Origin of the sequence: Streptomyces thermospinosisporus (genome assembly GCF_039526425.1) — a bacterium.
GTDB classification, from domain to species: domain Bacteria; phylum Actinomycetota; class Actinomycetes; order Streptomycetales; family Streptomycetaceae; genus Streptomyces; species Streptomyces thermocarboxydovorans.
In genome coordinates, this window is the sequence record NZ_BAAAIZ010000003.1 from 27530 (window position 1) to 53751 (window position 26222).

Annotated in this window: 25 protein-coding genes; 17 read left to right on the forward strand and 8 right to left on the reverse strand. The window is 71.5% G+C overall.

What is annotated here, in order from left to right:
• Positions 1 to 15: 15 nt before the first annotated feature.
• Positions 16 to 1260 carry a CHAT domain-containing protein gene (locus ABD207_RS01315; protein WP_344009289.1) on the forward strand — a complete coding sequence of 415 codons (1245 nt, stop codon included), beginning with the start codon at positions 16 to 18 and terminating at the stop codon, positions 1258 to 1260.
• Positions 1232 to 1612, forward strand: a complete 381-nt coding sequence (locus ABD207_RS01320; protein WP_344009291.1) for a Pepco domain-containing protein — start codon at positions 1232 to 1234, stop codon at positions 1610 to 1612. The genes ABD207_RS01315 and ABD207_RS01320 overlap by 29 nt, the downstream gene beginning before the upstream one ends.
• An 84-nt stretch (positions 1613 to 1696) precedes the next feature.
• Here ABD207_RS01320 and ABD207_RS01325 read toward each other — a convergent pair whose 3' ends face one another.
• Positions 1697 to 2632, reverse strand: coding sequence for a zinc-binding dehydrogenase (locus tag ABD207_RS01325; RefSeq protein ID WP_344009356.1), 936 nt, complete (start codon positions 2630 to 2632; stop codon positions 1697 to 1699).
• Between the two features lie 155 nt (positions 2633 to 2787).
• Here ABD207_RS01325 and ABD207_RS01330 point away from each other — a divergent pair, with 155 nt between their 5' ends.
• Positions 2788 to 3189, forward strand: coding sequence for a winged helix-turn-helix transcriptional regulator (locus tag ABD207_RS01330; protein WP_344009293.1), 402 nt, complete (start codon positions 2788 to 2790; stop codon positions 3187 to 3189).
• A 40-nt stretch (positions 3190 to 3229) separates the two neighbouring features.
• Here the strand turns inward: ABD207_RS01330 and ABD207_RS01335 are convergent, their stop codons facing one another.
• Positions 3230 to 3706, reverse strand: coding sequence for a MarR family winged helix-turn-helix transcriptional regulator (locus ABD207_RS01335; protein WP_344009295.1), 477 nt, complete (start codon positions 3704 to 3706; stop codon positions 3230 to 3232).
• Between the two features lie 145 nt (positions 3707 to 3851).
• Between ABD207_RS01335 and ABD207_RS01340 the strand changes: the two genes are divergently transcribed.
• The 3 genes from ABD207_RS01340 to ABD207_RS01350 all read left to right on the forward strand — a co-directional run bounded on the left by ABD207_RS01340 (position 3852) and on the right by ABD207_RS01350 (position 5200).
• Positions 3852 to 4187, forward strand: a complete 336-nt coding sequence (locus ABD207_RS01340) for a YnfA family protein (RefSeq protein ID WP_344009297.1) — start codon at positions 3852 to 3854, stop codon at positions 4185 to 4187.
• A gap of 96 nt (positions 4188 to 4283) precedes the next feature.
• Complete coding sequence (locus ABD207_RS01345) at positions 4284 to 5063, forward strand: SDR family NAD(P)-dependent oxidoreductase (RefSeq protein ID WP_344009299.1); 780 nt, start codon at positions 4284 to 4286, stop codon at positions 5061 to 5063.
• On the forward strand, positions 5060 to 5200 hold the full coding sequence (locus tag ABD207_RS01350) for a hypothetical protein (RefSeq protein ID WP_167990872.1): 141 nt from the start codon (positions 5060 to 5062) through the stop codon (positions 5198 to 5200). The genes ABD207_RS01345 and ABD207_RS01350 overlap by 4 nt, the downstream gene beginning before the upstream one ends.
• Before the next feature lie 148 nt (positions 5201 to 5348).
• On the opposite strand, the gene ABD207_RS01355 is transcribed toward ABD207_RS01350, so the two are convergent.
• A complete protein-coding gene (locus tag ABD207_RS01355; RefSeq protein ID WP_344009301.1) occupies positions 5349 to 6542 on the reverse strand; it encodes an RtcB family protein in 1194 nt (397 codons plus the stop codon).
• A gap of 216 nt (positions 6543 to 6758) precedes the next feature.
• Here ABD207_RS01355 and ABD207_RS01360 point away from each other — a divergent pair, with 216 nt between their 5' ends.
• The 3 genes from ABD207_RS01360 (at position 6759) to ABD207_RS01370 (ending at position 10079) form a co-directional block, all read left to right on the forward strand.
• Positions 6759 to 7604: a DUF3558 domain-containing protein gene (locus ABD207_RS01360; protein ID WP_344009303.1), complete on the forward strand. Its 846-nt coding sequence runs from the start codon at positions 6759 to 6761 to the stop codon at positions 7602 to 7604.
• Positions 7605 to 7723: 119 nt separating this feature from the next.
• On the forward strand, positions 7724 to 8671 hold the full coding sequence (locus tag ABD207_RS01365) for a DUF3558 family protein (RefSeq protein ID WP_344009305.1): 948 nt from the start codon (positions 7724 to 7726) through the stop codon (positions 8669 to 8671).
• Positions 8672 to 8762: 91 nt separating this feature from the next.
• Positions 8763 to 10079 (forward strand): DUF2637 domain-containing protein, encoded by a 1317-nt coding sequence (locus ABD207_RS01370; protein ID WP_344009307.1) that lies wholly within the window; start codon positions 8763 to 8765, stop codon positions 10077 to 10079.
• Positions 10080 to 10261: 182 nt separating this feature from the next.
• Here ABD207_RS01370 and lysS read toward each other — a convergent pair whose 3' ends face one another.
• Positions 10262 to 12001, reverse strand: coding sequence for a lysine--tRNA ligase (gene lysS, locus ABD207_RS01375; protein ID WP_344009309.1), 1740 nt, complete (start codon positions 11999 to 12001; stop codon positions 10262 to 10264).
• 171 nt (positions 12002 to 12172) lie between these two features.
• Here lysS and argS point away from each other — a divergent pair, with 171 nt between their 5' ends.
• Entirely contained in the window at positions 12173 to 13936 is a 1764-nt protein-coding gene (gene argS, locus ABD207_RS01380) for an arginine--tRNA ligase (protein WP_344009310.1), read from the forward strand.
• A 170-nt stretch (positions 13937 to 14106) separates the two neighbouring features.
• Here argS and ABD207_RS01385 read toward each other — a convergent pair whose 3' ends face one another.
• Positions 14107 to 14568, reverse strand: a complete 462-nt coding sequence (locus tag ABD207_RS01385; protein ID WP_344009312.1) for a peptidoglycan-binding domain-containing protein — start codon at positions 14566 to 14568, stop codon at positions 14107 to 14109.
• Positions 14569 to 14852: 284 nt separating this feature from the next.
• Between ABD207_RS01385 and ABD207_RS01390 the strand changes: the two genes are divergently transcribed.
• Positions 14853 to 15821: a peptidoglycan-binding protein gene (locus ABD207_RS01390; protein WP_344009314.1), complete on the forward strand. Its 969-nt coding sequence runs from the start codon at positions 14853 to 14855 to the stop codon at positions 15819 to 15821.
• Positions 15818 to 16759: a helix-turn-helix domain-containing protein gene (locus ABD207_RS01395; RefSeq protein WP_344009316.1), complete on the forward strand. Its 942-nt coding sequence runs from the start codon at positions 15818 to 15820 to the stop codon at positions 16757 to 16759. Before ABD207_RS01390 ends, ABD207_RS01395 begins: the two co-directional genes overlap by 4 nt.
• An 8-nt stretch (positions 16760 to 16767) precedes the next feature.
• On the opposite strand, the gene ABD207_RS01400 is transcribed toward ABD207_RS01395, so the two are convergent.
• From ABD207_RS01400 to ABD207_RS01410, 3 genes are all read right to left on the reverse strand, one after another.
• Positions 16768 to 17964 (reverse strand): aminotransferase-like domain-containing protein, encoded by a 1197-nt coding sequence (locus ABD207_RS01400; protein ID WP_344009318.1) that lies wholly within the window; start codon positions 17962 to 17964, stop codon positions 16768 to 16770.
• A 105-nt stretch (positions 17965 to 18069) separates the two neighbouring features.
• A complete protein-coding gene (gene hemB / locus ABD207_RS01405) occupies positions 18070 to 19065 on the reverse strand; it encodes a porphobilinogen synthase (RefSeq protein ID WP_344009320.1) in 996 nt (331 codons plus the stop codon).
• Positions 19066 to 19329: 264 nt separating this feature from the next.
• Positions 19330 to 20256 carry an HAD family hydrolase gene (locus tag ABD207_RS01410; protein ID WP_344009322.1) on the reverse strand — a complete coding sequence of 309 codons (927 nt, stop codon included), beginning with the start codon at positions 20254 to 20256 and terminating at the stop codon, positions 19330 to 19332.
• 98 nt (positions 20257 to 20354) lie between these two features.
• Between ABD207_RS01410 and ABD207_RS01415 the strand changes: the two genes are divergently transcribed.
• The 5 genes from ABD207_RS01415 to ABD207_RS01435 all read left to right on the forward strand — a co-directional run bounded on the left by ABD207_RS01415 (position 20355) and on the right by ABD207_RS01435 (position 26160).
• On the forward strand, positions 20355 to 20633 hold the full coding sequence (locus ABD207_RS01415; protein WP_344009324.1) for a glutaredoxin family protein: 279 nt from the start codon (positions 20355 to 20357) through the stop codon (positions 20631 to 20633).
• 322 nt (positions 20634 to 20955) lie between these two features.
• The gene (locus tag ABD207_RS01420; RefSeq protein WP_344009326.1) at positions 20956 to 21747 is read left to right on the forward strand and encodes a redox-sensing transcriptional repressor Rex; all 792 of its coding nucleotides are present in this window, start codon (positions 20956 to 20958) and stop codon (positions 21745 to 21747) included.
• Complete coding sequence (locus ABD207_RS01425; RefSeq protein WP_344009328.1) at positions 21744 to 23498, forward strand: glutamyl-tRNA reductase; 1755 nt, start codon at positions 21744 to 21746, stop codon at positions 23496 to 23498. The genes ABD207_RS01420 and ABD207_RS01425 overlap by 4 nt, the downstream gene beginning before the upstream one ends.
• A complete protein-coding gene (gene hemC / locus ABD207_RS01430; protein ID WP_344009330.1) occupies positions 23495 to 24454 on the forward strand; it encodes a hydroxymethylbilane synthase in 960 nt (319 codons plus the stop codon). The genes ABD207_RS01425 and hemC overlap by 4 nt, the downstream gene beginning before the upstream one ends.
• On the forward strand, positions 24451 to 26160 hold the full coding sequence (locus ABD207_RS01435) for a bifunctional uroporphyrinogen-III C-methyltransferase/uroporphyrinogen-III synthase (RefSeq protein WP_344009332.1): 1710 nt from the start codon (positions 24451 to 24453) through the stop codon (positions 26158 to 26160). Before hemC ends, ABD207_RS01435 begins: the two co-directional genes overlap by 4 nt.
• The last annotated feature ends 62 nt before the right edge of the window (positions 26161 to 26222 follow it).

A 26222-nucleotide genomic window follows, 5' to 3' on the forward strand; every position in this document is an offset into this window, starting at 1 on the left:
GTCTCCGTCCGCGTCATGACGACCCGTGAGGCCACCACCCTCGACTTCACCGCACGCCGGCCCGGTGTGCCGCCCCTGTCGGTCACCCTCGTCGGCAGCGACGCCCTCACCCGGGCCCGCCACGAGCTGGACCGGGAACTGACCCGTCTCAAGGACGATCTGCCGTCCCTCGCCGTGGAGGACGACAAGGACCTCGACCGGGTCTTCCAGCGCCTGCACAGCCTCGGCCGCAGCCTGCTGTTCACCCTCTTCGGCCCGAGGCCGACGGTGCTGAAAGGCCTTCAGTCCTTCTGGCGGCAGGCCGTACCCTTCGCCCGGAACCCCGCCCTGCCGCCGCCCCTCGTCGAATGCGCCGGCCCCGGCGACAGCTTTCTGCCCCTGGAATTCCTGCCGCTGTCCGACATAGCGCCCGGACCTCGCATCGACAACCGCGCGGAATTCGTCACCGCGTGCAGCACCTTCGCCGGCTTCTCCTGCATCGTGCGCCGCGCCCTGCTCCCCGCCCCGATCCGCGGCGGCACCGGAGCCACCGCCCTGAGCACCGGACCGCAGGGCCGGCTGCCCGCCCGCTTCCTCTACTACGAAGACCTCGACGGGGCCATGACGGAACTCGCCTGGTTCACCGGCGCCGCGCACGCCCACGTCGACCTCGAAGGCCCCTACCCGCACGAGGCGAACGGCGAACCCACCCTCGCCGAGCAGATCTTCGACCCCCGGCTCCTCCTCGACGGCGCACGGCGCGCCCTGCCCGACCAGCTCCAGCACTTCGCCTGCCACTGCTACACCCGCTCCGACGACCCCCTCGCCGCGGAGATCGAACTCAGCGGCGCCGGCCACCACTCCCGCACCACGCTGCGCACCCTGGGCGCCGACCTCGTCGCCCTCGCCGTCAGCCACGACGAACGCGACTTCGAGCTGCCGCTCGTGACCATGAACGCCTGCGGCTCCGGCCGGATGCGCGCCCAGGACGCACCGTCGTTCCCGTATCTCTTCCTCATGAACGGCAACCGCGGGTTCATCGGCACCGAGACAGAGATCCCGGACGACGTCGCCGCGGCCTTCTCCCAGGCCTTCTACGAGAGATTCCTCATCCGGCGCATCCCCCTCGGCCGCGCCCTGCTGGAGAGCCGACGGCACCTCCTGCACACCCTGGGCAACCCCCTCGGCCTGAGCTACGCCGCCTACGCCGACCCCGACCTGCACGTCCGTCCGACCATGGAGGAGCAGCCCTGTGACCCCGCCCGACCAGACCACCCCTGAGAACGCCGCCGGGGAACCCACCGGCACCATCAGCGTCCTCGGCCTGGAGGACACCGGCCAGGGCCGCACCGACCGGCTGTCACTGCGCCGCCTGGACGAATGGCGGGCGGCAAGGACGGAGATCCCCGCCGCCGAACTGCAGTCCCGCCTCCACGACTTCGTCGCGACGATGCGGGACGTACTCGCCTCGCTGCCCCGGAAGGCCGGAGAGTTCCAGCTCGACGAAGTGAGCTTCAGCGCCGAGATCAGCGCCAAGGGCACGGTGTCCCTGCTGGGCTCCGGCGGCGAACTCGCCGGCCAGGCGGGCATCACCTTCACCTTCACCCGCAGACCCGAAGGTCCGGCCGCGTAGCTCCACTCACGGACAGGCAGGCCCAGCCGCACAGAACGCGACCGGGCCCAGCGCCGCCCCCCAGAAACGGCTACGGCCTGCGGGCTACGGAACCAGCACCAGCCGCCCCCGCACCCCGCCCTCCGCCAGCCGGGCGTGCGCCTTCACCGCATCGTCCAGGGCGTACGTCCCCGCGACCCGCAGCGTCAGCCTCCCCTCGTCCACCAGCCGGACCAGCTCCGCCAGCCGGGCCCCGTCGGCGGCCACCTCCACCGCGGCCATCCGCACCCCGCGCTCCGCGGCCGGCACGGCCGTCGGAATGAGGCCGGCGTACGCTCCGCCGTCCCGGGCCCAGGACACCGCCCGCCCGCCGAGGACCGCCGCGTCCAGCACGGCGTCGAAGCCGCCGGCCGTCGGCTCACGGCTGACGAAGTCCGCGGCACCCAGCGACCGCACGAACTCCTCGTCGCCCTGCCGGGCGAGCCCGGTGACCTTCACCCCGCGCAGCGCGGCGAGCTGGACGGCGTAGCCGCCGACCGCACCGGCCGCACCCGTCACCAGCAGCGACGCGCCGGGAGCCGGGTCCAGCAGATCCAGCGCCCGGGCCGCGGCCAGCGCGTTCAGCGGAAGCGTCGCCGCGCGCACCGCGCGGGCCGTGCGCGGCGCCCTCGCCACCGCGTCCGCGGGCACCACCACGTACTCGGCGTGAGTGCCCAGCGGCTTGATCATCCCGTACTGCAGAGCCACCACCTCGTCACCGACGCCCCACCCGGCCGCAGCACCCGCCGCATCCGCCGGACCCGCGGGACCCGCTGAGACCTCCGGGCCCACCGCGTCCACGACCCCCGCGACGTCCCAGCCCAGCCCGAGCGTCCGCCCGGCCCCGCCGAAGACCCCCTCACGCACCGCCGCGTCCACCGGGTTCAGCGCCGCCGCCGCGACCTTGATCCGCACCTCCCCCTCCCCCGGCTCCGGCACCTCGGCCGGCACGATCCGCACGCTCTCCGGCCCGCCGAACGACGTCACCACCGCTGCACGCATGACACCCATCACGAAAACTCCTTCACGTCGGTCCATCCGCCGCGAGCCGCCCCGTTCGTTCGTCCGTCGCCCGCGACTGACTGCAACCCTAGGAAGAGCTACTATCCAGAAGGAAGTAGTTACCGCAGAGTGCGTACGTACCCGAGGAGTGAGTCATGCCGACCACCACAGCGGCCCAGCGCCGCGAACAGGCCCGCATCGAGTACGACGCCTTCCTGCGCGACTGCCCCACCAACCAGCTCCTCGACCGCATCAGCGACAAGTGGGTCGCCCTGGTCGTCGCCGCGCTCTCCTCCGGCCCCAAGCGCTACAGCGAACTCGGCCGCAAGATCGCCGGCGTCAGCCCGAAGATGCTCACCCAGACCCTGCGCACCCTGGAACGCGACGGCCTGATCAGCCGCACCGTCACCCCGTCCGTCCCCGTCCGCGTCGACTACACCCTCACCCCCCTCGGCGAGGGCCTCGCCCGCCTCCTGACCGCCGTGAAGGACTGGGCCGAGACCCACATCGAGGAGGTCCACAGGGCCCGCGAACGCTACGACGCCGAGAACTCCTAGAGCACCGCGGGGCTAGGAAGCCCCCTAGAGCTCCCCGGGGTTATGGCACCTCCCCCGCCCGGAGCCGGGCCGTCTGGCGGGCGCTGAACTCCGTGGTGCGGCGCATGTGGTCGATGAACAGGGCGAGCTGCTCGTCGTCCAGGTCGTCGAAGAGAGCCAGCCAGCCGCCGCCCAGCCGCTCCCACACCCGCTCGAACTCCGCCGCCCGCTCCGGCACCGGAGCCACCAGAACCCGGCGGCGGTCCTCCGCGTCACGGCGCCGCTCGACATAACCGGCCCGCTCCAGACGGTCGACCAGACGCGTCGCCGCACCCGTCGTCAGCCCCGTCAGCTCCGCGATACGGCCGGTCGTCACCGGGCCGCCCTCCAGCGTCAGCAGGTTCAGGCACTGCAGATCGGTCGGATGCAGTCCCAGATGATCGGCGACCGCCTGATTGAACAGGGCGTACGAGGCGATGTACCGGCGCGCGACCACGGACAGCTCCGCCAGCAGCCGCGACCGTGCGTTTCCCGACATGCAGGAGGTATCCCCGCCGCGGCACCCCCCGGACGCCCTCCAACGAGGTGACACCAAGGCGCCGGCGAGGTGGTGGCAAGGTGACAAGCAAGGGTGACAACGAGGAGACGCCGACCGCCCCCGCGCCCCGTGCGAAGCTGCCGGCATGCTGATCCTCCGCTCCGCCGCCCTCTTCGTCCTCGCCGCCCTCTTCGAGATCGGCGGCGCCTGGCTGGTCTGGCAGGGCGTACGCGAGCACCGCGGCTGGATGTGGGCCGCCGGCGGAGTGCTCGCCCTCGGCGCCTACGGCTTCGTCGCCACCTTCCAGCCCGACGCCCACTTCGGCCGCGTGCTCGCCGCGTACGGCGGCATCTTCGTCGCCGGGTCCATCCTCTGGGGAGTGATCGCCGACGGCTACCGCCCCGACCGCTGGGACATCACCGGCGCGCTGATCTGTCTCGCCGGCATGGCCGTGATCATGTGGGCGCCCAGGAACGGATGACACCGGCGCAAAGGCGGCACCCGGCGCGCGCCTATGCTGGCCGCACCACCCCCACACCGCCCGAACCCGCCTGAACCCGCCCGAGGAGCCGCAGCCATGGCCAGCGCCGCACCGCCCGCAGCCTCCCGCATCGCCGTCGTCACCGGTGCGAGCAGCGGAATCGGCGCCGCCACCGCCCGCGGACTGGCCGCCGCCGGCTACCGCGTCGTCCTCACCGCCCGCCGCAAGGACCGCATCGAGGCCATCGCCGAAGAGATCAACGCCGCCGGGCACTCCGCGACCGCCTACCCCCTCGACGTCACCGACCGCGCCGCGGTCGACGAGTTCGCCACCGCCTTCAAGACCCTCGGCGTCCTCGTCAACAACGCCGGCGGCGCACTCGGCGCCGACCCCGTCGCCACCGGCGACCCCGACGACTGGCGCCGGATGTACGAGACCAACGTCATCGGCACCCTCAACCTCACCCAGGCGCTGCTCCCCAAGCTGGACGCCAGCGGCGACGGCACGGTCGTCGTGGTCTCCTCCACCGCCGGCCACGCCACCTACGAGGGCGGCGCCGGCTATGCCGCCGCCAAGCACGCCGAGCACGTCCTCGCCGAGACCCTCCGCCTGGAGATCGTCGGCCGCCCGGTCCGCGTCATCGAGATCGCCCCCGGCATGGTCAAGACCGAGGAATTCGCCCTCACCCGCTTCGGCGGCGACACGGAGAAGGCCGCCAAGGTCTACGAGGGCGTCGCCGAACCCCTCACCGCCGAGGACGTCGCCGACACCATCACCTGGGCCGTCACCCGGCCCAGCCACGTCAACATCGACCTCCTGGTCGTCCGCCCCCGCGCCCAGGCATCCAACACCAAGGTCCACAGGGAACAGCCATGACCGACGACGCCGAACAGAAGCGCCTCGCGCTGGAGAAGAAGCGCGAGCGCTACGTCTGGATCTACCTGGGCTACTTCCTCTTCGGAATCCACGTGGTCGCCTTCGTCATGATCTACGCGGTGATGCACGCCAAGTAACTCACAGGGGTGAACATCGTCGATCACCCATACGGCCGCTGAACGGCCGACCTAAGGGTCGTCCCGTAACTGCTGGTCACGGGACGACCCTTAGCGAACAGTGACTTGCCGAGGAGGCCCCCGGTGATGGCACCGGGGGCCTCCTGCGTCACCCCTTGACGCACACGAACTGCTTCAGCTTCGCGACAACCTCGACCAGATCGCGCTGCTGCTGCATCACCTGATCGATGTTCTTGTAGGCACCGGGAATCTCGTCCAGCACGCCGGAGTCCTTACGGCACTCCACCCCGCGCGTCTGCTCCTCCAAGTCCCGCACGGTGAAACGCCGCTTCGCGGCATTCCGGCTCATTCGTCGGCCGGCACCGTGGGAAGCCGAATTGAAGGCCTTCTCGTTCCCGAGCCCCTTCACGATGTAGGAACTCGTGCCCATCGATCCAGGGATGATCCCGTACTCGCCGGAGCCCGCCCGTATTGCTCCCTTGCGGGTGATGAGCAGGTCCATGCCGTCGTAGCGCTCCTCCGCCACATAGTTGTGGTGGCAGGAGATCTCCTGCTCGAAGACCGGCTTCGCCTTCTTGAACTCCCTGCGAATCACATCCTTCAGGAGCCCCATCATGATCGCGCGGTTGTACCGCGCATACTCCTGCGCCCAGTACAGATCGTTCCGGTACGCCGCCATCTGCGGGGTGTCCGCCACGAAGACCGCGAGATCACGGTCGACCAGGCCCTGGTTGTGCGGGAGCTTCTGTGCGACGCCGATGTGGTACTCGGCGAGCTCCTTCCCGATGTTCCGGGAACCGGAGTGCAGCATGAGCCAGACCGAGTTTGACTGATCGAGACAAAGTTCGATCATATGATTTCCGGACCCGAGCGTTCCGATCTGCTTCGCGGCGCGCTCCTCGCGGAACTTCACCGCCTCCGCGACTCCGTCGAAACGGCGCCAGAAGTCGTCCCACCCCCCGGTCGGGAATCCGTGCAGCCGGCCCGGGTCGACGGGGTCGTCGTGCATGGCCCGCCCCACCGGAATCGCCTGCTCGATCTTCGAGCGCAGGCGGGAGAGGTCGCCGGGGAGGTCGTTCGCGGTGAGGGACGTCTTCACCGCCGACATGCCGCAGCCGATGTCCACGCCCACGGCGGCGGGGCAGACCGCGCCCTGCATCGCGATGACCGAGCCGACCGTCGCACCCTTGCCGTAGTGGACGTCCGGCATGACGGCCAGGCCCTTGATCCACGGGAGGGTGGCGACGTTGCGCAACTGCTGGAGTGCACCCTCCTCGACGGTGGACGGGTCGGTCCACATGCGGATGGGCACCTTCGCGCCCGGCATCTCCACGTACGACATGACGTCCTCATTCCCCCGAAAGCGTTCACAAAGGATTGAAACGCAAAACCGGCGCCAAGGCCGATGAAAAGGGATGACGGACCGGCGTCCACGGCAGTGCGTGCGATACACATTGTCTGCAGGCGGCGCCCCCGCGCGGCAAGCGATTAAGCAGCCGGGGACCCCGCCCGTCCCGGCGGGCACCGGCCCGCGTCCACCGTCGAGAGGAGCCCGATCGTGCAGCGGAAGGCGTACGCGGCCGGCGTCGCCGCACTCCTCGCGGCGCTGCTGGCGGGCTGCACCGGCAGCTCCGCCGACGGGGGCACGACGGACAACTCCAACCCGGGCGAGCCGGGCACGGCGACGCAGGCGGCGGAGCCGGGCAAGTACGCGGCGCTGCCGGAGCCCTGCGGGGCGGTGGATCAGAAGCTGCTGGACGAACTGCTGTCGGGTATCGCGCAGTTGCCGGACGAGGCGCAGCGGGAGAAGGCGTACGCGGGTGAGCCGGCGGTCACCTTCGACACGGACCGCAAGGCGGGCTGCCGTTGGAAGGTGGAGTCGGCGCAGGCCACGAATCATCTGCGGGTGGATTTCGAGCGGGTCGTCTCCTACGACAGCGCGGTGAGCGACGACAGCGAGGCGGAGCGGCTGTTCGCGAAGCTGCTGGCGGAGGCGGATCTGGCGGAGCCGGAGGCCGGGGAGTCGGGTTCGGCGAGCACCGGCGGCGGTGACGAGGCCGACGAGGCCGACGAGGACAACGAAAATGACAAAGGGGCGAAGTCACCCAAGTCGTCCCCTTCGTCCGGTTCGTCGGGGGTGTCTCCTTCGTCGTCCTCTTCCGGTCTGCCGTCGCGGGTTCTTGAGGATCTGGGTGACGAGGCGTACCTGGACGACGAGCTGAGCAGCTCGGGTTCGACGGCGAAGCAGCGCACGGTGACTGTGGCGTTCCGCACGTCCAATGTGATTGTGACCGTGGAGTACGCGGAGCAGTCGGCGATGGTCGGCGTGGTGCCGGACAGCAAGGAAATGCAGGACAGGGCGCGGAAACTGGCTTCCGGGCTGTCTGGTTCGCTGAGCGGCTGAGGGCCCTCCACGGGCTCTTCACGGCCGCGCGCAAGTCCCGCGAAGGAAGACCACACGAGTGGCGTAACGCGTACCGTGACCCCTCGGACCCCGTTCCGACCGCAGGGAACACGAGCGTCATGAGTGAAGGAACCATGCAGCGACGAGCACAGCGAGATCAGCGTGATCAGCGGACCAGGCGCCTGAACCGGGTTCTTGTCTGCGCGGCCGCCGTCCCCGTGATGCTGGTCGCCGGCTGCTCCTCGGACTCCGGCTCCGGCGAGGGCAAGGACAAGGGCGTGGGCGCGGGTGCGACCGTCTCGGCGTCGAAGAGCGCGTCGCCGACGGTGCAGGCGGCGGCGTTCAAGACGCTGCCTGAGCCGTGCGAGGTGCTGTCGAAGAAGGTGCTCGAGGAGCTCGTGCCGAAGGCGAAGGCGGGCAAGGAGGGCAGCTCGGACGATGTGTCGTCGCGGGCCAACTGCTCCTGGAGCAGCCTCGACAACAACGGTGTGAAGGGTTCGCAGTTCCGCTGGCTGAATGTGTCGCTGCTGCGTTTCGAGTCGGATGTCACGCGTGGTTCGGGTGACAAGCTGGCGCAGCGGTACTACGGCAAGCAGGTGCGGGACGCCGAGGCGTCCAAGGGTGCCAGGGACGTCAAGTCGGAGCCGGTCGCGGGGACGGGCGACGAGGCGACGGCGGTGCGCTACGAGCTGAAGAAGAAGGAAGGCACCTTCAAACAGCAGACGGTGGTGGCGCGGGTCGAGAACGTGGTGGTCACGCTCGACTACAACGGTGCCGGTCTGGCGGGTGACAAGACGCCGGACGCCGACGAGCTGATGAAGGACGCGAAGGCGGCGGCGAAGGAGGCGGTGGCCGCGGTGACGAAGGCGAACGGCCCGTCCGGGTCGAAGTCGTCGTCGAAGCCGTCGTCGTCGTCGAAGCCGTCGTCGTCGTCCAAGTCGTCGTCGGGGGCGGGGAAGTCCTCGGAGCCGTCGTCGAAGCCGTCGTCCAAGTCGTCCAAGTCGTCGGAGTCGTCGGAGTCGTCGAAGTCGTCGAAGTCGTCGTCGGAGTCGTCCGGCAAGAGCTGATCGCCTCGCTGAACGAGAACCGGCCACCCGTTCCCCGCACGCATGTGCCACTCTGTTGCGCGCAAGAACAGGCATGCGGAGGGGAGTACGGGTGGCCGCGCCACTGCAGCTGACACGGATGCACCGGGTTCTCATCGGCGTGGTCGTGACCGGTGCCGTGATCATCGCCGGTATCGGCTTCGCCGGGTCGTACGCGGCCGTCCGTGAGCTGGCCCTGAAGAAGGGCTTCGGCGACTTCAGTTATGTCTTCCCCATCGGTATCGACGCGGGCATCTGTGTGCTGCTGGCGCTGGATCTGCTGCTGACGTGGATCCGGATCCCGTTTCCGCTGCTGCGGCAGACGGCGTGGCTGCTGACGGCGGCGACGATCGCGTTCAACGGTGCGGCGGCGTGGCCGGATCCGCTCGGTGTCGGGATGCACGGCGTGATCCCGGTGCTGTTCGTGGTGGCGGTGGAGGCGGCCCGGCATGCGATCGGGCGGATCGCGGACATCACGGCCGACCGGCACATGGAGGGCGTGCGGCTGACCCGGTGGCTGCTGTCGCCGGTGCCGACGTTCCTGCTGTGGCGCCGGATGAAGCTGTGGGAGCTGCGCTCGTACGAGCAGGTGATCAAGCTGGAGCAGGAGCGTCTGGTCTACCAGGCGCGGCTGCGGTCGCGGTTCGGCCGGGCGTGGCGCCGCAAGGCGCCGGTGGAGGCGCTGATGCCGCTGCGGCTGGCGAAGTACGGGGTGCCGCTGGCGGAGACGGCGCCGGCAGGTCTGGCGGCGGCGGGCATCGAGCCGGTGCTGATACCTCCGGCACCGCAGCCGGAGGCGGCCGGCGCCATGGGGATGGCGCAGCAGCAGGCGGCGCCCGCGGGTGAGCAGCGTCTGGAGCTGGAGCGGCAGGCGGCCGGTCCGCAGCAGCAGTACGAGGCTGGTCCGCAGTACGAGGGGGACGCGGCGTACGACCCGGCGATGGACCAGAATCCGTGGCTGCATGCGCGCGATCCGCGCAGTGTGGAGTATCACGGTGACTACGACCCGACCTACGACCCGGAGCAGTACGCCCAGTGGGCGGAGGAGCAGCGGCAGGCCGACGAGTATCTGGAGCAGGAGGAGCCGCCGGCACCGGATCCGGGTCCGGAGGAGACCGGCAGTTTTCCCATCCCGGTGTCGCCCGGGCGTACCCGCGAGCTGGGCGAGGGCGGGGGTGCGCCGGAGCCTGCCGGGCCGACGGAGGAGGACTTCTACCGGCTCTTCCGTGAGTCGGTGAAGGGCGGCAACGGGACGCCGACGCCGCGTGGTTTCGCCGCGGACGTCGAGGCGGTCTACGGCGTGACGCTGGACGGGCCGGAGGCCAAGCGCATGATGGACCGCTTCTCGAACCGGCTGAACGCCGAGCTGACGGAGGAGCACATCGCCTGACGCGCGGCGGACCCCCGACCGGCTGCGCCCGGGCGGCTGCGGGAGCGCGCGCGTCGCCCGGCGGCGGGAGTACGAGCAGGAGTACCAGGAGTACCAGGAGTACGAGGAGGGGGCGCCCGGTGGATTCCGGGCGCCCCCTCCTGGTGTGTCCGTGTGCGGTGCCGTGGTGGCCTGCTCCCGGCTCACTCGCCGAGCAGGTACCGCACCTTCTCCTGGCCCACCGCGAGCAGCAGGGTGGGCAGGCGGGGGCCGGTGTCGCGGCCGACGAGGAGCTTGTAGAGCAGGGCGAAGAAGGACCGCTGGGCGGTCTTGATCTCCGGCGGGAGCTCCTTGGGCGTGGCGTCGGCGGAGTAGCCGGCCTGGACCTTGGGGACGCCGTAGACGAGGTGGGTGAGCCCGTCGAGGGACCAGTGCTCGGCGAGGCCGTCGAGGAGGAGCCGGATGGATTCGCGGCTGCGCTCGTCGAGGGACTTCAGCAGTTCGGCGTCGGGTTCCTCGCGGACGATGGTGCGCTGGTCGGCGGGGACGTGGGTGTTGATCCACGCCTCGGCCTTGTCGTAGCGGGGGCGGACCTCGTCGAGGCTGGTGAGCGGGCGGGACGGGTCGAGCTCGCTGAGGATGCGCAGGGCCTGGTCCTCGTGGCCGGCGGTGATGTCGGCGACGGAGGCGAGGGTGCGGTAGGGCAGCGGGCGGGGCGTGCCCGGCAGCTCGCCGCTGGCGGTGCGCACCGCGCGGGAGTGTGCGGCGCGGTCGGCGGGCAGGGCGGTGCCGTCGGCGACCTTGGCCTCGAGGCGGTCCCACTCGTCGTAGAGGCGCTGGATCTCCTGGTCGAAGGCGACCTTGAAGGACTGGTTGGGCTTGCGGCGGGCGTAGAGCCAGCGCAGCAGCTGGGGCTCCATGATCTTCAGCGCGTCGGCGGGGGTGGGGACTCCGCCGCGTGAGGAGGACATCTTGGCCATGCCGCTGATGCCGACGAAGGCGTACATGGGGCCGATGGGCTGCTTGCCGCCGAAGATGCCGACGATCTGCCCGCCGACCTGGTAGGACGAGCCGGGCGAGGAATGGTCGACGCCGCTGGGCTCGAAGATCACGCCTTCATAGGCCCAGCGCATGGGCCAGTCGACCTTCCAGACCAGCTTGCCGCGGTTGAACTCGTTGAGCCGGACGGTCTCGGAGAAGCCGCAGGCGGTGCAGGCGTAGGTCAGCTCGGTGGAGTCGTCGTCGTAGGAGGTGACGGTGGTGAAGTCCTTCTCGCAGTTGCCGCAGTACGGCTTGTACGGGAAGTAGCCGGCGGAGCCGGAGCTGCCGTCGTCCTCGGTGGCGGCGCCGGAGCCCTCGGCGGCCTCGAGCTCGGCCTCGTCGACGGGCTTCTGGGACTTCTTCGCGGGGGCCTTCCTGGTGCGGTACTGGTCGAGGATCGCGTCGATCTCGTTGCGGTGCCGCATGGCGTGCAGGATCTGCTCGCGGTAGGCGCCGGAGGTGTACTGCTTGGTCTGGCTGATCCCGTCGAACTCCACGCCCAGCTCGCCCAGCGATTCGATCATCGCGGCCTTGAAGTGCTCCGCCCAGTTCGGGTAGGGGGAGCCCTTGGGGGCGGGGACGGAGGTGAGGGGCTTGCCGATGTGCTCGGCCCAGGTCTCGTCGATCCCGGTGACGCCGGCCGGCACCTTCCGGTAGCGGTCGTAGTCGTCCCAGGAGATCAGGTGCCGGACCTGGTACCCGCGGCGGCGGATCTCGTCGGCGACCAGGTGCGGGGTCATGACCTCGCGCAGGTTGCCGAGGTGGATCGGGCCGGAGGGGGAGAGACCGGACGCGACGACGACAGGTTTGCCCGGGGCCCGGCGCTCCGACTCCTCGATGACCTCATCCGCGAAACGGGAGACCCAGTCGGTGGTCTCGGTGCTCTGAGCCACGATCGGCACGTCCTCTTTTTCTGAAGTTCCTGAAGCGGGATCTGGTGCTGATGGAAGGTACTGACGAGTACCGACCCGGCCATTCTCCCAGACCGGCACGCGCCCGGGAAAACGGCTTTACCCCGCGTGGGATACTGGCGGGGTCTATCCATCCCCACGAGGAGAACGGCACCCCTACTTATGGCCTCGGTCACGTCCCTGAGCGACACCGTCCAGCAGCAGCTCGCGTCCGCGATCTCGGCCGTGCGGCCGGAGGCGGCCGCGGACCCGCTGCTGCGACGAAGCGACCGGGCGGACTTCCAGGCCAACGGCATCCTGGCGCTGGCGAAGAGGGCGAAGGCCAATCCGCGGGAGCTGGCGGCCGAGGTCGTGGCGCGGGTGACCACCGGCGATGTGATCAAGGACATCGAGGTGTCCGGGCCGGGCTTCCTGAACATCACGATCGCGGACGAGGCGATCATCCGGAACCTGGCCGCGCGGTACGCGGACGAGACGGGCCGTCTCGGCGTGCCGTACGCGGAGCGGCCGGGCACCACGGTGATCGACTACGCGCAGCCGAACGTGGCGAAGGAGATGCACGTCGGGCATCTGCGTTCGGCGGTGATCGGTGACGCGGTGGTGAAGCTGCTGGAGTTCACCGGCGAGAACGTGATCCGCCGCCACCACATCGGCGACTGGGGCACCCAGTTCGGCATGCTCATCCAGTACCTGGACGAGCACCCGCACGAACTGGACCACAAGGAGGCCGAGGTCACCGGCGAGGAGGCGATGTCGAACCTGGACCGCCTCTACAAGGCCGCGCGCAAGCTGTTCGACTCCGACGAGGACTTCAGGACGCGGGCCCGGCGCCGGGTGGTGGACCTCCAGGCGGGCGACCCGCACACCCTGGAGATGTGGCAGAAGTTCGTCGACGAGTCGAAGATCTACTTCTTCTCCGTGTTCGAGAAGCTGGACATGGAGATCCGCGACGAGGACATCGTCGGCGAGTCCGGCTACAACGACATGCTGGCGGAGACCTGCCGGCTGCTGGAGGAGTCGGGTGTCGCGGTGCGCTCGGAGGGCGCGCTGTGCGTCTTCTTCGACGACATCAAGGGCCCGGACGGCAAGCCGGTGCCGCTGATCGTGCAGAAGTCGGACGGCGGCTTCGGCTACGCGGCGACGGACCTGTCGGCGATCCGGGACCGGGTGTTCAACCTGAAGGCGAACAGCCTGATCTACGTGGTGGACGCCCGCCAGTCGCTGCACTTCAAGATGGTGTTCGAGACGGCCCGCCGGGCGGGCTGGCTGAACGACGACGTCAAGGCGTACCAGCTGGCGTTCGGCACGGTCCTCGGCAAGGACGGCAAGCCGTTCAAGACCCGTGAGGGCGAGACGGTCCGGCTGGTGGATCTGCTGGACGAGGCGATCGAGCGTGCCTCGGCGGTCGTGCGGGAGAAGGCGCAGGACCTGTCGGAGGAGGAGATCGCCGAGCGCGGCAAGCAGGTGGGCATCGGCGCCGTGAAGTACGCGGACCTGTCGACGTCGGCGAACCGGGACTACAAGTTCGACCTGGACCAGATGGTCTCGCTGAACGGCGACACCTCGGTGTATCTGCAGTACGCCTACGCCCGGATCCGGTCGATCCTGCGCAAGGCGCCGGAGGATGTGCGTCCGGCCGCGCACCCGGAGCTGCCGCTGCACGAGGCGGAGCGCGCCCTGGGTCTGCATCTGGACGCGTTCGCGGAGACGGTGACGGAGGCCGCGCGCGAGTACGCCCCGCACAAGCTGGCGGCGTACCTGTACCAGCTGGCGTCGCTGTACACCGCGTTCTACGACAAGTGCCCGGTGTTGAAGGCGGAAACGCCGGAGCAGGTGGCCAACCGTCTGTTCCTGTGCGACGTGACCGCGGCGACGCTGCACCAGGGCATGGCGCTGCTGGGCATCCGCACGCCCGAGCGCCTCTGACCGCCGGACGGCCCGCCGGCCGCCGGGCGCGCGACCTGCGGACATACGGGTGCGGCCCGTCCTCTCCCCCGAGGCGAGGACGGGCCGCCGTTCGTTGCCGGCCGCTGGGGCGGCTCAGCCCTACGGGTTCAGCCGTACGGGTTCAGCCGTACGGGTTCAGCCGTACGGGTTCAGCAGTACGGCTTGGAGTCCGCCGCGAACCGCTTGAACGCCGCCTTGGTCTTCGGCCCGGCGATGCCGTCGATCTTGCCGGTGTAGCCCTGGTGCTTCTTCAGGGACCGCTGCAGGGCCTTGATGGTGTTGGGGCCGACGATCCCGTCGATCTTGTCCTTGTAGCCCCAGTACTTCTTCAGGTTGCGCTGCATCGCCTTCCAGCTGTTGGTGCCGAGCTTGCCGTCCAGGGCGCCCTTGTAGCCCCAGTAGTCCTGCAGCCAGCACTGCACCCAGCGGCCCTCGGTGGTGCTCAGGCCCAGGTTGTTCACGGCGAGCGGCGCCTGCTGGAGCTGGGCGGCGCTGACGGTGGTCTGCTCGGCCGGGGCGGCGGCCGCGGTGGTGGCGGTGGTCACCAGGCCTCCGGCTGCGATCGCGGCGGCGGCGCTCACGCTGACGAGAGCCTTGGTCATGGCACGCATGGTTTTCCCCCTTCGAACGGGCTGATCCGGCCGGAGCGGCCGGCTCGGCACCGAGACTGCCGCGCCCGGCGCGCCGGTCGCCACGATTGCCGCAGAAGTGACGTCGAGGCGGGACGACCCACCCGCTGACCTGCGGTGATGCACTGTTCCGGGACGGTGTGACGGGACGGCCGGGACGAAGTTGTGGCTGATTCGGTGCGGGTGTGAGAACCGTCCGCCCGGGCCGGTCGTGGATGCTGTTGCAGAAACCGATCGGGGAGATACCGAACGCGAGTGGGGGGAACATGTCGCGTTGGAAAGGGCTGCCCGCCGAACTCGACCCGCGTGTGCGGCATCTGGTGGTGCGCTTACGCCGGCTGAAGGACCACAGCGGACTGAGCATGCGTCAGCTCGCTGCGAAAACGGGGTACAGCACGTCGTCGTGGGAGCGGTATCTGGGGGGCCGCTCGCTGCCGCCGAGGGAGGCGGTCGAGGCGATCGCCTCGGTCACCGGCGAGGATCCGACCCGGCTGCTGGCCCTGCGCGAGGTCGCGGCGGCGGCGTGGACGGGGAGCAGAGCGAGCGGCGGGACGACCACCGCCGAGGCGCCCGCGCAGACGGTGATCACGGCCCCGGAGCCGGAGCCCGGCCTGGTGAAGCTCGGTCCGGCGCAGTCCGGTCCGGCGGAGTCCGGTCCGGCACAGCCCGGTCCGGCACAGCCCGGTCCGGCGCAGTCCGGTCCGATGGAGCCCGGTCCGATGGAGCCCAGCCGCGCCGACCGGGCGCAGGACCCGGTGATGACGGAGCTGACGGCGGTGGAACCGGCCCGCCCGCGCGGCCGTTCCCTCCAGGTCGCGCTGGTCGCCGCCGTGGTGGCGCTGGTGCTGGCGGGCGCCTCCGCGGCCGTGCTGGTCACCCGGCTCACCGGCGACCAGGGTGCCACCGCCCGGACCTCCGCCTCCGCCTCCGTCCCGGCCGCCGCGCAGAACCCGCAGGGTCCCGCACCCAAGTACACCTGCCGTATCGAGCGGGCCGACGGCCGCTGGTACGCGGGGCACAGCCGGACCCGGGAGGCGCTGCTGTGGCGGGGCCACTCCGGGCCGAAGGTCGCCGAGGCGCAGTGCCTGCTGCGCAGGGCGGGCTTCTCACCGGGTGACATCGACGGCATCTACGGACCGCTGACCGAACGGGCCGTCAAACGGCTGCAGAAGAAGTACGACCTGGTGGTGGACGGCATCGTCGGTCCGCACACCTGGGGGGCGTTGCGCAGATGACGGCTTCCCCGGAGCGCGCCGAACTGACCGCCGTGCTGCAGGAGTTGAAGCAGCGTACCGGCCTGAGCCTGAGCGGCCTGGAGGAGCGCACCCCGTTCAGCCGGTCCTCCTGGGGCCGCTATCTCAAGGGCGAGACCCTGCCGCCGCGCGAGGCGGTGCGTCAGCTGTGCCGGCTGGCGGGCGAGCCGGAGGGCCACTGTCTGGCGCTGTGGGAGCTGGCAGAGTCGGAGACCAGCGGCCGCGCGGCCCCGCCCGCACCAGAGCCGGCACCGGAGCCGACACTGCAGTCACCGCCTGAGCCGGCGGTCGAGGGGCCGGCGTCGGTCGCGTCACCGGAGGCCGCACCCGGGCCGCCGACGTCAGACCCACCGACCGCAGGTTCGGAGTCCGCCCAGGGAACCGAGCTCGGTCCATGGCATGTCGTGGCGGTGGGCGCGGTCATGCTGGCCGTCGTCCTCGCGGGCACGGTCGCGGCGGTACTGCTGCTGCTGTCCGGGTCCCCCGCACCCAAGGCGTCCGGCACCTCGAGCCCGGCTGCGGCCACCACCACCGCACCGCCCAACCCCCGCTGCCGTGCCGCCGCCTGTGAGGCGCGGGACCCGATGAACATGCTGTGCGGCTCGACGACCCACACCCTCGCCACCCACCGCACCGCCACCGGTGCCCGTCTGGAGCTGCGGCACAGTCCGCGCTGCGGGGCGAGCTGGGCCCGGATGTGGTCCACCGAGGTGGGCGACCGTCTGGAGGTCACCGGGGCGGGCCCCACGCACTCCACCGAGGTGGTGGACGCCCTCGACGCACGGAACTACCTCTACACACCGATGACGGCGACGACCCCGGGCACGCTCGTCCGCGCCTGCTTCCGGCCGGCTGCGAAGGTACCCCGCGAGTGCTTCGAGGCCACGGTCCGCCCGCCCGGGACCGCGTCGTCCGGATGATGGATGATCTACGTCGTGAGACCGGCCCGGAGCCTGCGCAGCCCCTCCGCGATCTCGTCCGGGGTCTGGGTGACGAAGCAGAGCCGCAGGGTGGAGCGGTCGGGGTCGGCGGCGTAGAAGGGTGCGCCGGGGACGTAGGCGACGTCGTGGCGGACCACCTGCGGAAGCAGCGCGGTGGTGTCGTACGGGGCGGGCAGCCGCACCCACAGGAACATGCCGCCCTCGGGCCGGGTCCACACCGAGCCCTCGGGCAGGGCGGCGGGCAGCCCGGCGAGCATGGCGTCCCGGCGGGCGCCGTACACGCCGGCGACGCGGCGGACGTGGGCGTCCAGGTCGTGGTCGGCGAGGTAGCGGGCGGCGGCGAGCTGGTTGACGGTGGGGGTGTGCAGATCGGCGGCCTGCTTGACGACCGTGCAGGCGCGGCGCAGCACGGCGGGGGCGCGCAGCCAGCCCAGGCGCAGGCCGGGCGCCATGACCTTGGAGAAGCTGCCGAGCAGCACGCTGCGGTCCTCGGCGCCGGGCAGCGAGGCGATCCAGGGCACGCGCTCGCCCTCGTAGCGCAGCTCGCCGTAGGGGTCGTCCTCGACGATCCACAGTCCGCGCCGCGCGGCCACCTCGGCGATGGCGGCCCGGCGGTCCAGGGGCAGGGTGCGGCCGGTGGGGTTCTGGAAGGTCGGCACCAGGTAGAGCAGCTTGGGCTGCTCGCGGGCCACGAGGGCGTCCAGTGCCTCGGGGCCGAGGCCGTGCTCGTCCCCGGGGACGGTCAGCACACGGGCCCCGGCGAGCCGGAAGGACTGGAGTGCGGCGAGGTAGCAGGGGCTCTCGACGAGCACGGTGTCGCCGGGTTCGAGCAGTGCGGTGGCGAGCAGGGACAGGGCCTGCTGGGAGCCGGTGGTGACGAGGAGGTCGTCGGCGGTGGTGGGCAGGCCGCGGGCCCCGGTGCGTGCGGCGAGGGCGGCCCGCAGCGCGGGCTCGCCCTCAGTGGTCGAGTACTGCAGCGCCTGCGCGGGTCTCTCGTCGAGCACGGCCCGGTACGCCGCCGCGATCCCGTCGGTGTCGAACAGCTCGGGCGCGGGCAGCCCGCCCGCGAAGTTGATCACCTCGGGGCGTGCGGTCACCGCCAGGATGTCCCGCACGGGCGAACCGCCGGTGTTCCGGGCTCGTGCGGCGAGGAGGGGGACGGACGCGGGCTCGGTGACGGTCATGGCGAGGCTCCCGGGGCTGCGGCGACGTGAGTCCCCGCACCCTAAGGAATACCTGCGCCCTACAAGCACTCATTTCCGCGATGCGGACGCCCGTACCCCCGGCGGTCAGTCGCGCAGCTTCTGCGCGACCTCCGTCGCCCAGTAGGTGAGGATGTTCCGGGCGCCGGCGCGCTTGATGCCGGTGAGGGCCTCCATGATCGCCCGGTCGCGCTCGATCCAGCCCTTCTCCGCGGCGGCCTCGATCATCGCGTACTCGCCGGAGATCTGGTACGCGGCGACCGGCACGTCCACCGCGTCCGCGACGCGGGCCAGGATGTCGAGGTAGGGGCCGGCCGGCTTGACCATCACCATGTCGGCGCCCTCCTCGAGGTCCAGCGCCAGCTCGCGCAGGGACTCGCGGGTGTTGGCCGGGTCCTGCTGGTAGGTCTTGCGGTCGCCCTTGAGCGAGGAGGCGACGGCCTCCCGGAAGGGGCCGTAGAAGGCGGAGGCGTACTTGGCGGTGTAGGCGAGGATCGCCACGTCCTGGTGGCCGGCCCGGTCGAGGGCCTCGCGGATGACGCCGATCTGGCCGTCCATCATGCCGCTGGGCCCGACCACATGGGCGCCCGCCTCGGCCTGCACCCGGGCCATCTCGGCGTACCGCTCGAGGGTGGCGTCGTTGTCGACGCGGCCCTGCTCGTCGAGGACGCCGCAGTGGCCGTGGTCGGTCGTCTCGTCCAGGCACAGGTCGGACATCACGAGCAGGTCGTCGCCGACCTCGGCGCGCACGTCCCGCAGGGCCACCTGCAGGATGCCGTCCGGGTCGGTGCCCGGCGTGCCGACGGCGTCCTTCTTCGACTCCTCGGGCACCCCGAACAGCATGATCCCGGAGACCCCGGCCGCCACGGCCTCGGCCGCGGCCTTCTTCAGGCTGTCCCGCGTGTGCTGCACCACCCCGGGCATGGAGGCGATCGGCACCGGTTCGCTCACGCCCTCACGGACGAAGGCGGGCAGGATGAGGTCGGCGGGGTGCAGCCGGGTCTCGGCGACCATCCGACGCATCGCGGGGGTGGTCCGCAGCCGCCGCGGCCGCGTGCCGGGAAAGGATCCGTACGTCGTCATACCGCCTACGCTACGCCCGCCCGCACCCCGCATTTGCCGACGCGGAGTCGGCGCGAAGCCGACGCGGACCCGCCCCCGCAGCCCTGGCCGCCGGGGGCCCGAACAGAACGGGGGTGCACTGCTCAACGCCGCCTGCCCAGCGGCAGCGGCGCACAGATCGATGCCAGCTGCCCACCGGTGGCGGCGCACAGATCGAGGGCTGCCGCTCCACGACAGCGATGCGCAGAACGCGGCCCGCCACCCAGCGACGGCGGAGCCCGCCGTTCAGCGGCGGCGGCGGTGCACCGCGATGACCGCGGCCGTGCCGCCGGCGACCGCGCCGACGCCCGCGGCGGCGGGGATGCCGACCTTCGCTGCCTTGCGGCCGGTGCGGTAGTCGCGCAGGCGCCAGTCCATGGCGCGGGCGTGTTTGCGGAGCTTGCTGTCGGGGTTGATCGCGTAGGGGTGGCCGACCAGGGACAGCATCGGGATGTCGTTGTGGGAGTCGCTGTAGGCGGCGCAGCGCGCGAGGTCCAGGCCCTCGGCGGCCGCCAGGGCGCGCACCGCCTCGGCCTTGGCCGGGCCGTGCAGGGGCTCGCCGACGAGCTTGCCGGTGTAGACGCCGTCGATGGACTCGGCAACCGTACCGAGCGCCCCGGTCAGGCCCAGGCGCCGCGCGATGACCTGGGCGATCTCCACCGGCGCGGCGGTGACCAGCCACACCTTCTGGCCGGCGTCGAGGTGGGCCTGGGCGAGGGCGCGGGTGCCGGGCCAGATGCGCCCGGCCATGTACTCGTCGTAGATCTCCTCGCCGATGGCCTGCAGTTCGGCGACCTTGTGCCCCTGGACGATGGACAGCGCGGAGTCGCGCGCCTCCTGCATGTGCTCGGGGTCCTCGACCCCGGCCAGCCGGAACCAGGTCTGCTGCCAGGCGAACCGCAGCAGCTCACGGGTGTCGAAGAACTTGCGCTTGTACAGCCCGCGCCCGAAGTGGAACAGGGCCGCGCCCTGCATCACCGTGTTGTCCAGGTCGAAGAAGGCCGCGGCCCGCTCGTCGCCGTGGACCGGGAACTCCGGTTCGCGTCCGGCACCTTCGCGGTCGAGTACGTCGGTGGTGGACTTGCGTGCTGCCTCCGCCGAGGCCTCGCCTGCCAACACGCTCCGCGCCGTGGCGGAGCGCCTACGGGGAGTGAGCCATCCGAGAGCGGCCATGTCCGTGAGCATAGCCAGTCTGTTCGGTGTTTCCCGAGTCGAGAGGTTTGAACGTCGTGAACTCTACGCGTCCGGGTCGTTAAGGCGGGCGCGCGACAATGGCCGGCATGAGCCCCTTCTTCCGGTCCAGGACTCAGCGGGACCACCTCGTGACCCTCATCCGCAAACCGGGATGTCATCTCTGCGACGACGCGCAGGCCGTGATCGAGAAGGTGTGCGGCGACCTCGGCGTGCGCTGGGAGCAGAAGGACATCACCCAGGACCCGGATCTGCACGCGCAGTACTGGGAGCAGATCCCCGTGGTGCTCGTCGACGGCCGCCAGCACACGTTCTGGCGCGTGAACGAGGACCGCCTCCGCAAGGCCCTCACCGGCTGAGCCGGCTCGCATCGGCCGACCTGCGACGACTGACCGGCCAGTACAAAGTGGCCGGATTGTCGCTTAGGATCGATGGCGGCTTGGTCTCGGGGGCGGGATTCACAGAGGAGAGTGTGCTGTTTTGCCCCCAGAAGAAAAGGAACGGTGTGCGCGCCGCGCCGGTTCCCCGCCGAGGCGGCAGGCCCGCGTGACTCGGGTCACGTTGGCCGGGCAAATCGGACACCATCTTTGTGCACGCGTTCACAAAGACATAGCCTGCTGTCGACGGGGCGGTCCGGGGACGTATGACCGCCTGAAGCCCCGCTCTACCCGCAGGAGCACCGTGGCAACTGGCCGAACTCACCGACCGGCGACCCGTAGCCGAGGGATTCCCGAGGCCACCGTCGCCAGGCTTCCGCTGTACCTCCGCGCCCTGACCGCGCTCTCGGAGCGTTCCGTGCCCACGGTCTCCTCGGAGGAGCTGGCGGCGGCCGCGGGGGTCAACTCCGCGAAGCTGCGCAAGGACTTCTCCTACCTGGGTTCCTACGGCACCAGGGGCGTCGGGTACGACGTCGAGTATCTCGTGTACCAGATCTCCCGCGAACTCGGCCTGACCCAGGACTGGCCGGTTGTGATCGTAGGAATCGGTAACCTCGGCGCCGCCCTCGCCAACTACGGCGGCTTCGCCTCCCGCGGTTTCCGGGTCGCCGCACTGATCGACGCCGACCCCTCCATGGCCGGGAAGCCGGTCGCCGGGATCCCCGTGCAGCACTCCGACGAGCTGGAGTCGATCATCCGGGAGAACGGCGTCCACATCGGCGTGATCGCGACCCCCGCGGGCGCCGCCCAGGAGGTCTGCGACCGGCTGGTGGCCGCCGGGGTCACCTCCATCCTCAACTTCGCGCCGACCGTGCTGTCCGTCCCGGACGGCGTCGACGTGCGCAAGGTCGACCTCTCCATCGAGCTGCAGATCCTCGCCTTCCACGAGCAGCGCAAGGCCGGCGAGGAGGCCGCCGCCAGGACGGCCGCCGGCGTGCCGGCCCCCGCCGCCACCAACGCCACCGACGGCGCCGAGCGGACCTCCGCCACCGACCAGGGGCCCGACGGGGACGTACCCGCCGTGATGCCGGCATGAGTCTCCTCGTCGTCGGACTGAGCCACCGCAGCGCCCCGGTCAGCGTGCTGGAGCGGGCCTCGCTGAGCGGGGACGCCCAGATCAAGCTGCTGCAGGACACCGTCGCCGCCGAACCGGCCGCCGAGGCCGCCGTGCTGGCCACCTGCAACCGCATCGAGCTCTACGCCGACGTGGACAAGTTCCACGCCGGTGTCGCCGAGCTGTCCACGCTGCTCGCCCAGCACAGCGGGGTCGGCCTGGAGGAGCTCACTCCTTACCTCTATGTGCACTACGAGGACCGGGCCGTGCACCACCTGTTCTCGGTGGCCTGCGGCCTGGACTCGATGGTGGTCGGCGAGGGCCAGATCCTCGGCCAGATCAAGGACTCCCTGGCCCGCGCGCAGGAGCTGCACACCGCCGGGCGCCTGCTGAACGACCTGTTCCAGCAGGCGCTGAGGGTCGGCAAGCGCGCCCACTCGGAGACCGCCATCGACCGCGCCGGGCAGTCCCTGGTCACCTTCGGCCTGGAGCAGCTGGCCGCGGGCGCCCCGGTGGACGGCTGGGCGCGAGGCAAGAAGGCCCTGGTCGTCGGCGCCGGTTCGATGTCCTCGCTGGCCGCGGCCACCCTGGCGCGGGCGGGCGTCGCGGAGATCGTGATCGCCAACCGCACCCAGGACCGCGCCGAGCGCCTGGCGGAGATCCTCACCGAGGGCGACGGCACGGACGTCCTGGCCCGTGCGGTCCCGATGGACTCGGTGCCGTTCGAGCTGACACGTGCCGACGTCGTCGTCTCCTGCACCGGCGCCACCGGCCTGGTGCTGACCGCCGACGAGGTCGCCGCGGGCGTCGCCGGCCGCACCGGCGAGCAGCCGGCCGGCCTCGGCGAGGACGAGTACGAGGGCGCGGGCGCGGGCGCGGGCGAGGACACCGCGGCGCCCGCCGCACCCGCGTCCGCCCCCACCGTGCAGGCCCCGCTGCCGCCGACCTCCGTCGGCACCGAGGAGAACTGCCCGCTGGACCTGTCCGCCGTGCAGCCCGGCTTCTCCGTGGCGGGCGAGGCGGCCGTGGCCGGCATGGACGCCGCCACCCTGGAGCAGCACGCCGCCTGGGTCGCCGGAGGCGCCGCCGCGCAGGACACCCGCCGGAGCGGCCCGGAGGCCGACGCCGAGCTGATCGGCGCGCTGGCCGCGACCGCGGCGAAGGCGGGCCGCATCCCCGAGCGGCGCCGCCCCGCGCCGGTGGCCGAGCCGCCGCGCCCGGAGCCGGTGCTGTTCCTGCTGGACCTTGCCATGCCGCGGGACATCGACGCCGCCGTGCACCGCCTCGCCAGGGTGCGGCTTGTGGACATCGAGTCGCTCGCCGAGGCGTCCGCGGACGCTCCGATGGCTGCCGATGTGGACCAGGTCCGGCGTATCGTCTCCGACGAGGTCGCCGCGTTCGGTGCGGCGCAGCGGGCCGCGCACATCACGCCGACCGTGGTCGCGCTGCGCGCCATGGCCGCCGACGTGGTGGCGGGCGAGATCGCCCGCCTGGAGGGGCGGCTGCCCGGCCTCGACGACAAGCACCGCGCGGAGATCACCCAGACCGTGCGGCGCGTGGTCGACAAGCTGCTCCACGCGCCGACCGTACGGGTCAAGCAGCTGGCCGCGGAGCCCGGCGGCGCCGGATACGCGGACGCGCTGCGGACCCTGTTCGACCTCGACCCGGAGACGGTCGCGTCCGTCTCGCGGGCCGGGGACAGCACCACCGAGAAGGACCGAGGGCCGGCATGAGTGACAAGGCACTACGGCTGGGGACGCGGCGCAGCAAGCTCGCCATGGCCCAGTCCGGGCAGGTGGCGAAGGCGGTCAGCCAGGTCACCGGACGGCCCGTGGAACTGGTGGAGATCACCACGTACGGCGACGTCTCCCGCGAGCACCTGGCGCAGATAGGCGGCACCGGCGTGTTCGTCGCCGCGCTGCGGGAGGCGCTGATGCGCGGCGAGGTCGACTTCGCCGTGCACTCGCTGAAGGACCTGCCGACCGCACAGCCCGAGGAGCTGGCGCTCGCCGCCATCCCGGCGCGCGAGGACCCGCGGGACGTGATGGTCGCCCGGGACGCGCTGAAGCTGACCGACCTGCCGCGCGGGGCCCGCATCGGCACCGGTTCGCCGCGCCGCATGGCCCAGCTCAACGCGTACGCCCGCGCCCACGGTCTGGAGTTCGAGACCGTGCCGATCCGCGGGAACGTCGACACCCGGATCGGATACGTGCACAAGGGGGAGCTGGACGCCGTCGTCCTGGCCGCCGCCGGCCTGAACCGGATCGGTCGCGGCGACGAGGTGACCGACTTCCTCTCGGTCGACGCCGTACTGCCCGCTCCCGGCCAGGGGGCACTGGCGGTCGAGTGCGCCGCGGACGACGCGGGCCTGATCGCCGCGCTCGCCGAGCTCGACGACCCGTTCACCCGGGCCGCCGTGACGGCCGAGCGGTCACTGCTCGCCGCCCTGGAGGCCGGTTGCAGCGCCCCCGTGGGGGCCTTGGCCGACCTCCTGGCCGACGGGCAGATTGTCAAGGAAATGCGCCTGCGGGGTGTCGTCGGCACGACCGACGGTGCCACGCTGGTGCAGCTGTCCACCACCGGTCCCGTGCCCGATACGCACGAGGCGGCGACGGCACTCGGTCGCGAACTCGCCACCGAGATGCTCGCGCAGGGCGCGGCCGGTCTGATGGGGGAGCGAGCACATTGAGCCCCACCACCCTTCCCGCCCCTCCGGAACAAGGGCACGTCACCTTCCTCGGTGCCGGACCCGGGGATCCGGGACTGCTGACCCTGCGCGCCGTGGAGGCGCTGGCGAACGCGGACGTCCTCGTCGCCGAGCACGAGGTGCTCGACGTCGTGCGCCGGCATGCCAGGCAGGGCGTCGCCGAGGTGCAGACGGACGCGGCGGACTCCTCCGCTGCTTCCGCCACGGGCACAGGCACGCCTCAGCTGACGGTTGTTGACGGCGCGTCAACAACCGCCGGCGACCCCGCTGTGCGGGATGCCGCACATCTTGTCATGGAGGCCGCGCGGGGCGGCAGGCGGGTCGTGCGTGCGGTGTCCGGCGATGTCGGCCTGGACTCCGCCGCCGCCGAGGAGATGCTGGCGTGCGCCGCCGCCGGGGTGCCCTTCGAGGTGGTCCCCGGCATCGCGGCCGCCGTCGGTGTGCCCGCGTACGCCGGTGTGCCGCTGCGCGACGCGCACGGCACGGACGTCCGGTTCGTGGACGCGCGCACGGCCTCGGACCGCTGCTGGACGGAGATCGGCGCCTCGGACGGCACGGTGGTCGTCTCGGCCACGCTGGACACCGTGGCCGCCACCGCGGGCGAACTGGTGTCCGCCGGTCGCAAGCCCGACACACCCATGACGGTCACCGTGGCGGGCACCACGACCCGGCAGCGCACCTGGACCGCCACCCTCGGCACGATCGCGCAGACCCTGAAGCAGGCGAAGGTGCTGCCGTCGCCGGAGGGCGGGCGGCCCGTGATAGCCGTGGTCGGTGAGCGCTCTGCCGCCGCCCAGCGCGACCAGCTGGCGTGGTTCGAGTCCAAGCCGCTGTTCGGCTGGAAGGTGCTCGTGCCGCGCACCAAGGAGCAGGCGGCGTCGCTCTCCGACCAGCTGCGGTCCTACGGTGCCGTGCCGCACGAGGTCCCGACCATCGCGGTCGAGCCGCCGCGCACGCCCCAGCAGATGGAGCGAGCGGTCAAGGGCCTGGTGACGGGCCGCTACGAGTGGATCGCCTTCACCTCGGTCAACGCGGTCAAGGCGGTCCGGGAGAAGTTCGAGGAGTACGGCCTCGACGCCCGCGCCTTCGCCGGCATCAAGGTGGCCGCGGTCGGCGAGCAGACGGCGGCCGCGCTGGTCGCCTTCGGCGTCAAGCCGGACCTGGTGCCGAGCGGCGAGCAGTCGGCCGCGGGCCTCCTGGAGGACTGGCCGCCCTACGACCCGGTGTTCGACCCGATCGACCGTGTCTTCCTGCCCCGCGCCGACATCGCCACCGAGACGCTGGTGGCCGGCCTGATCGAGCTGGGCTGGGAGGTCGACGACGTCACCGCCTACCGCACGGTCCGCGCCTCGCCGCCCCCGGCGGAGACCCGCGAGGCGATCAAGGGCGGCGGCTTCGACGCGGTCCTGTTCACCTCCTCCTCCACGGTCCGCAACCTGGTCGGCATCGCGGGCAAGCCGCACAACGTGACGGTGATCGCCTGCATCGGCCCGGCCACCGCGAAGACGGCCGAGGAGCACGGCCTGCGGGTGGACGTGATGGCCCCCGAGCCGTCCGTCCACAAGCTGGCGGAGGCGCTGGCCGACTTCGGCGCCCGGCGCCGCCTGGCCGCCCTGGAGGCCGGCGACCCGGTGACCCGCCCGAGCGAACGCCGCCCGGGCTCCCGCCGCCGCCGCTCCACGACCTGACCGGCCCGAGCCCGGCGACAAGGCGGGGCGCCCCTACTCCGGGGGCGCCCCGCCTTCGTCGC

What these genes read in the sequence shown, in the direction of transcription:
- ABD207_RS01315 (WP_344009289.1), top strand. Translation starts at nt 16, where the DNA reads ATGACGACCCGTGAGGCCACCACCCTCGACTTCACCGCACGCCGGCCC.
- ABD207_RS01325 (WP_344009356.1), bottom strand. Translation starts at nt 2,632, where the DNA reads ATGCGTGCAGCGGTGGTGACGTCGTTCGGCGGGCCGGAGAGCGTGCGG.
- ABD207_RS01330 (WP_344009293.1), top strand. Translation starts at nt 2,788, where the DNA reads ATGCCGACCACCACAGCGGCCCAGCGCCGCGAACAGGCCCGCATCGAG.
- ABD207_RS01335 (WP_344009295.1), bottom strand. Translation starts at nt 3,706, where the DNA reads ATGTCGGGAAACGCACGGTCGCGGCTGCTGGCGGAGCTGTCCGTGGTC.
- ABD207_RS01340 (WP_344009297.1), top strand. Translation starts at nt 3,852, where the DNA reads ATGCTGATCCTCCGCTCCGCCGCCCTCTTCGTCCTCGCCGCCCTCTTC.
- ABD207_RS01345 (WP_344009299.1), top strand. Translation starts at nt 4,284, where the DNA reads ATGGCCAGCGCCGCACCGCCCGCAGCCTCCCGCATCGCCGTCGTCACC.
- ABD207_RS01350 (WP_167990872.1), top strand. Translation starts at nt 5,060, where the DNA reads ATGACCGACGACGCCGAACAGAAGCGCCTCGCGCTGGAGAAGAAGCGC.
- ABD207_RS01355 (WP_344009301.1), bottom strand. Translation starts at nt 6,542, where the DNA reads ATGTCGTACGTGGAGATGCCGGGCGCGAAGGTGCCCATCCGCATGTGG.
- ABD207_RS01365 (WP_344009305.1), top strand. Translation starts at nt 7,724, where the DNA reads ATGAGTGAAGGAACCATGCAGCGACGAGCACAGCGAGATCAGCGTGAT.
- argS (WP_344009310.1), top strand. Translation starts at nt 12,173, where the DNA reads ATGGCCTCGGTCACGTCCCTGAGCGACACCGTCCAGCAGCAGCTCGCG.
- ABD207_RS01385 (WP_344009312.1), bottom strand. Translation starts at nt 14,568, where the DNA reads ATGCGTGCCATGACCAAGGCTCTCGTCAGCGTGAGCGCCGCCGCCGCG.
- ABD207_RS01390 (WP_344009314.1), top strand. Translation starts at nt 14,853, where the DNA reads ATGTCGCGTTGGAAAGGGCTGCCCGCCGAACTCGACCCGCGTGTGCGG.
- ABD207_RS01395 (WP_344009316.1), top strand. Translation starts at nt 15,818, where the DNA reads ATGACGGCTTCCCCGGAGCGCGCCGAACTGACCGCCGTGCTGCAGGAG.
- ABD207_RS01400 (WP_344009318.1), bottom strand. Translation starts at nt 17,964, where the DNA reads ATGACCGTCACCGAGCCCGCGTCCGTCCCCCTCCTCGCCGCACGAGCC.
- hemB (WP_344009320.1), bottom strand. Translation starts at nt 19,065, where the DNA reads ATGACGACGTACGGATCCTTTCCCGGCACGCGGCCGCGGCGGCTGCGG.
- ABD207_RS01410 (WP_344009322.1), bottom strand. Translation starts at nt 20,256, where the DNA reads ATGGCCGCTCTCGGATGGCTCACTCCCCGTAGGCGCTCCGCCACGGCG.
- ABD207_RS01415 (WP_344009324.1), top strand. Translation starts at nt 20,355, where the DNA reads ATGGCCGGCATGAGCCCCTTCTTCCGGTCCAGGACTCAGCGGGACCAC.
- ABD207_RS01425 (WP_344009328.1), top strand. Translation starts at nt 21,744, where the DNA reads ATGAGTCTCCTCGTCGTCGGACTGAGCCACCGCAGCGCCCCGGTCAGC.
- hemC (WP_344009330.1), top strand. Translation starts at nt 23,495, where the DNA reads ATGAGTGACAAGGCACTACGGCTGGGGACGCGGCGCAGCAAGCTCGCC.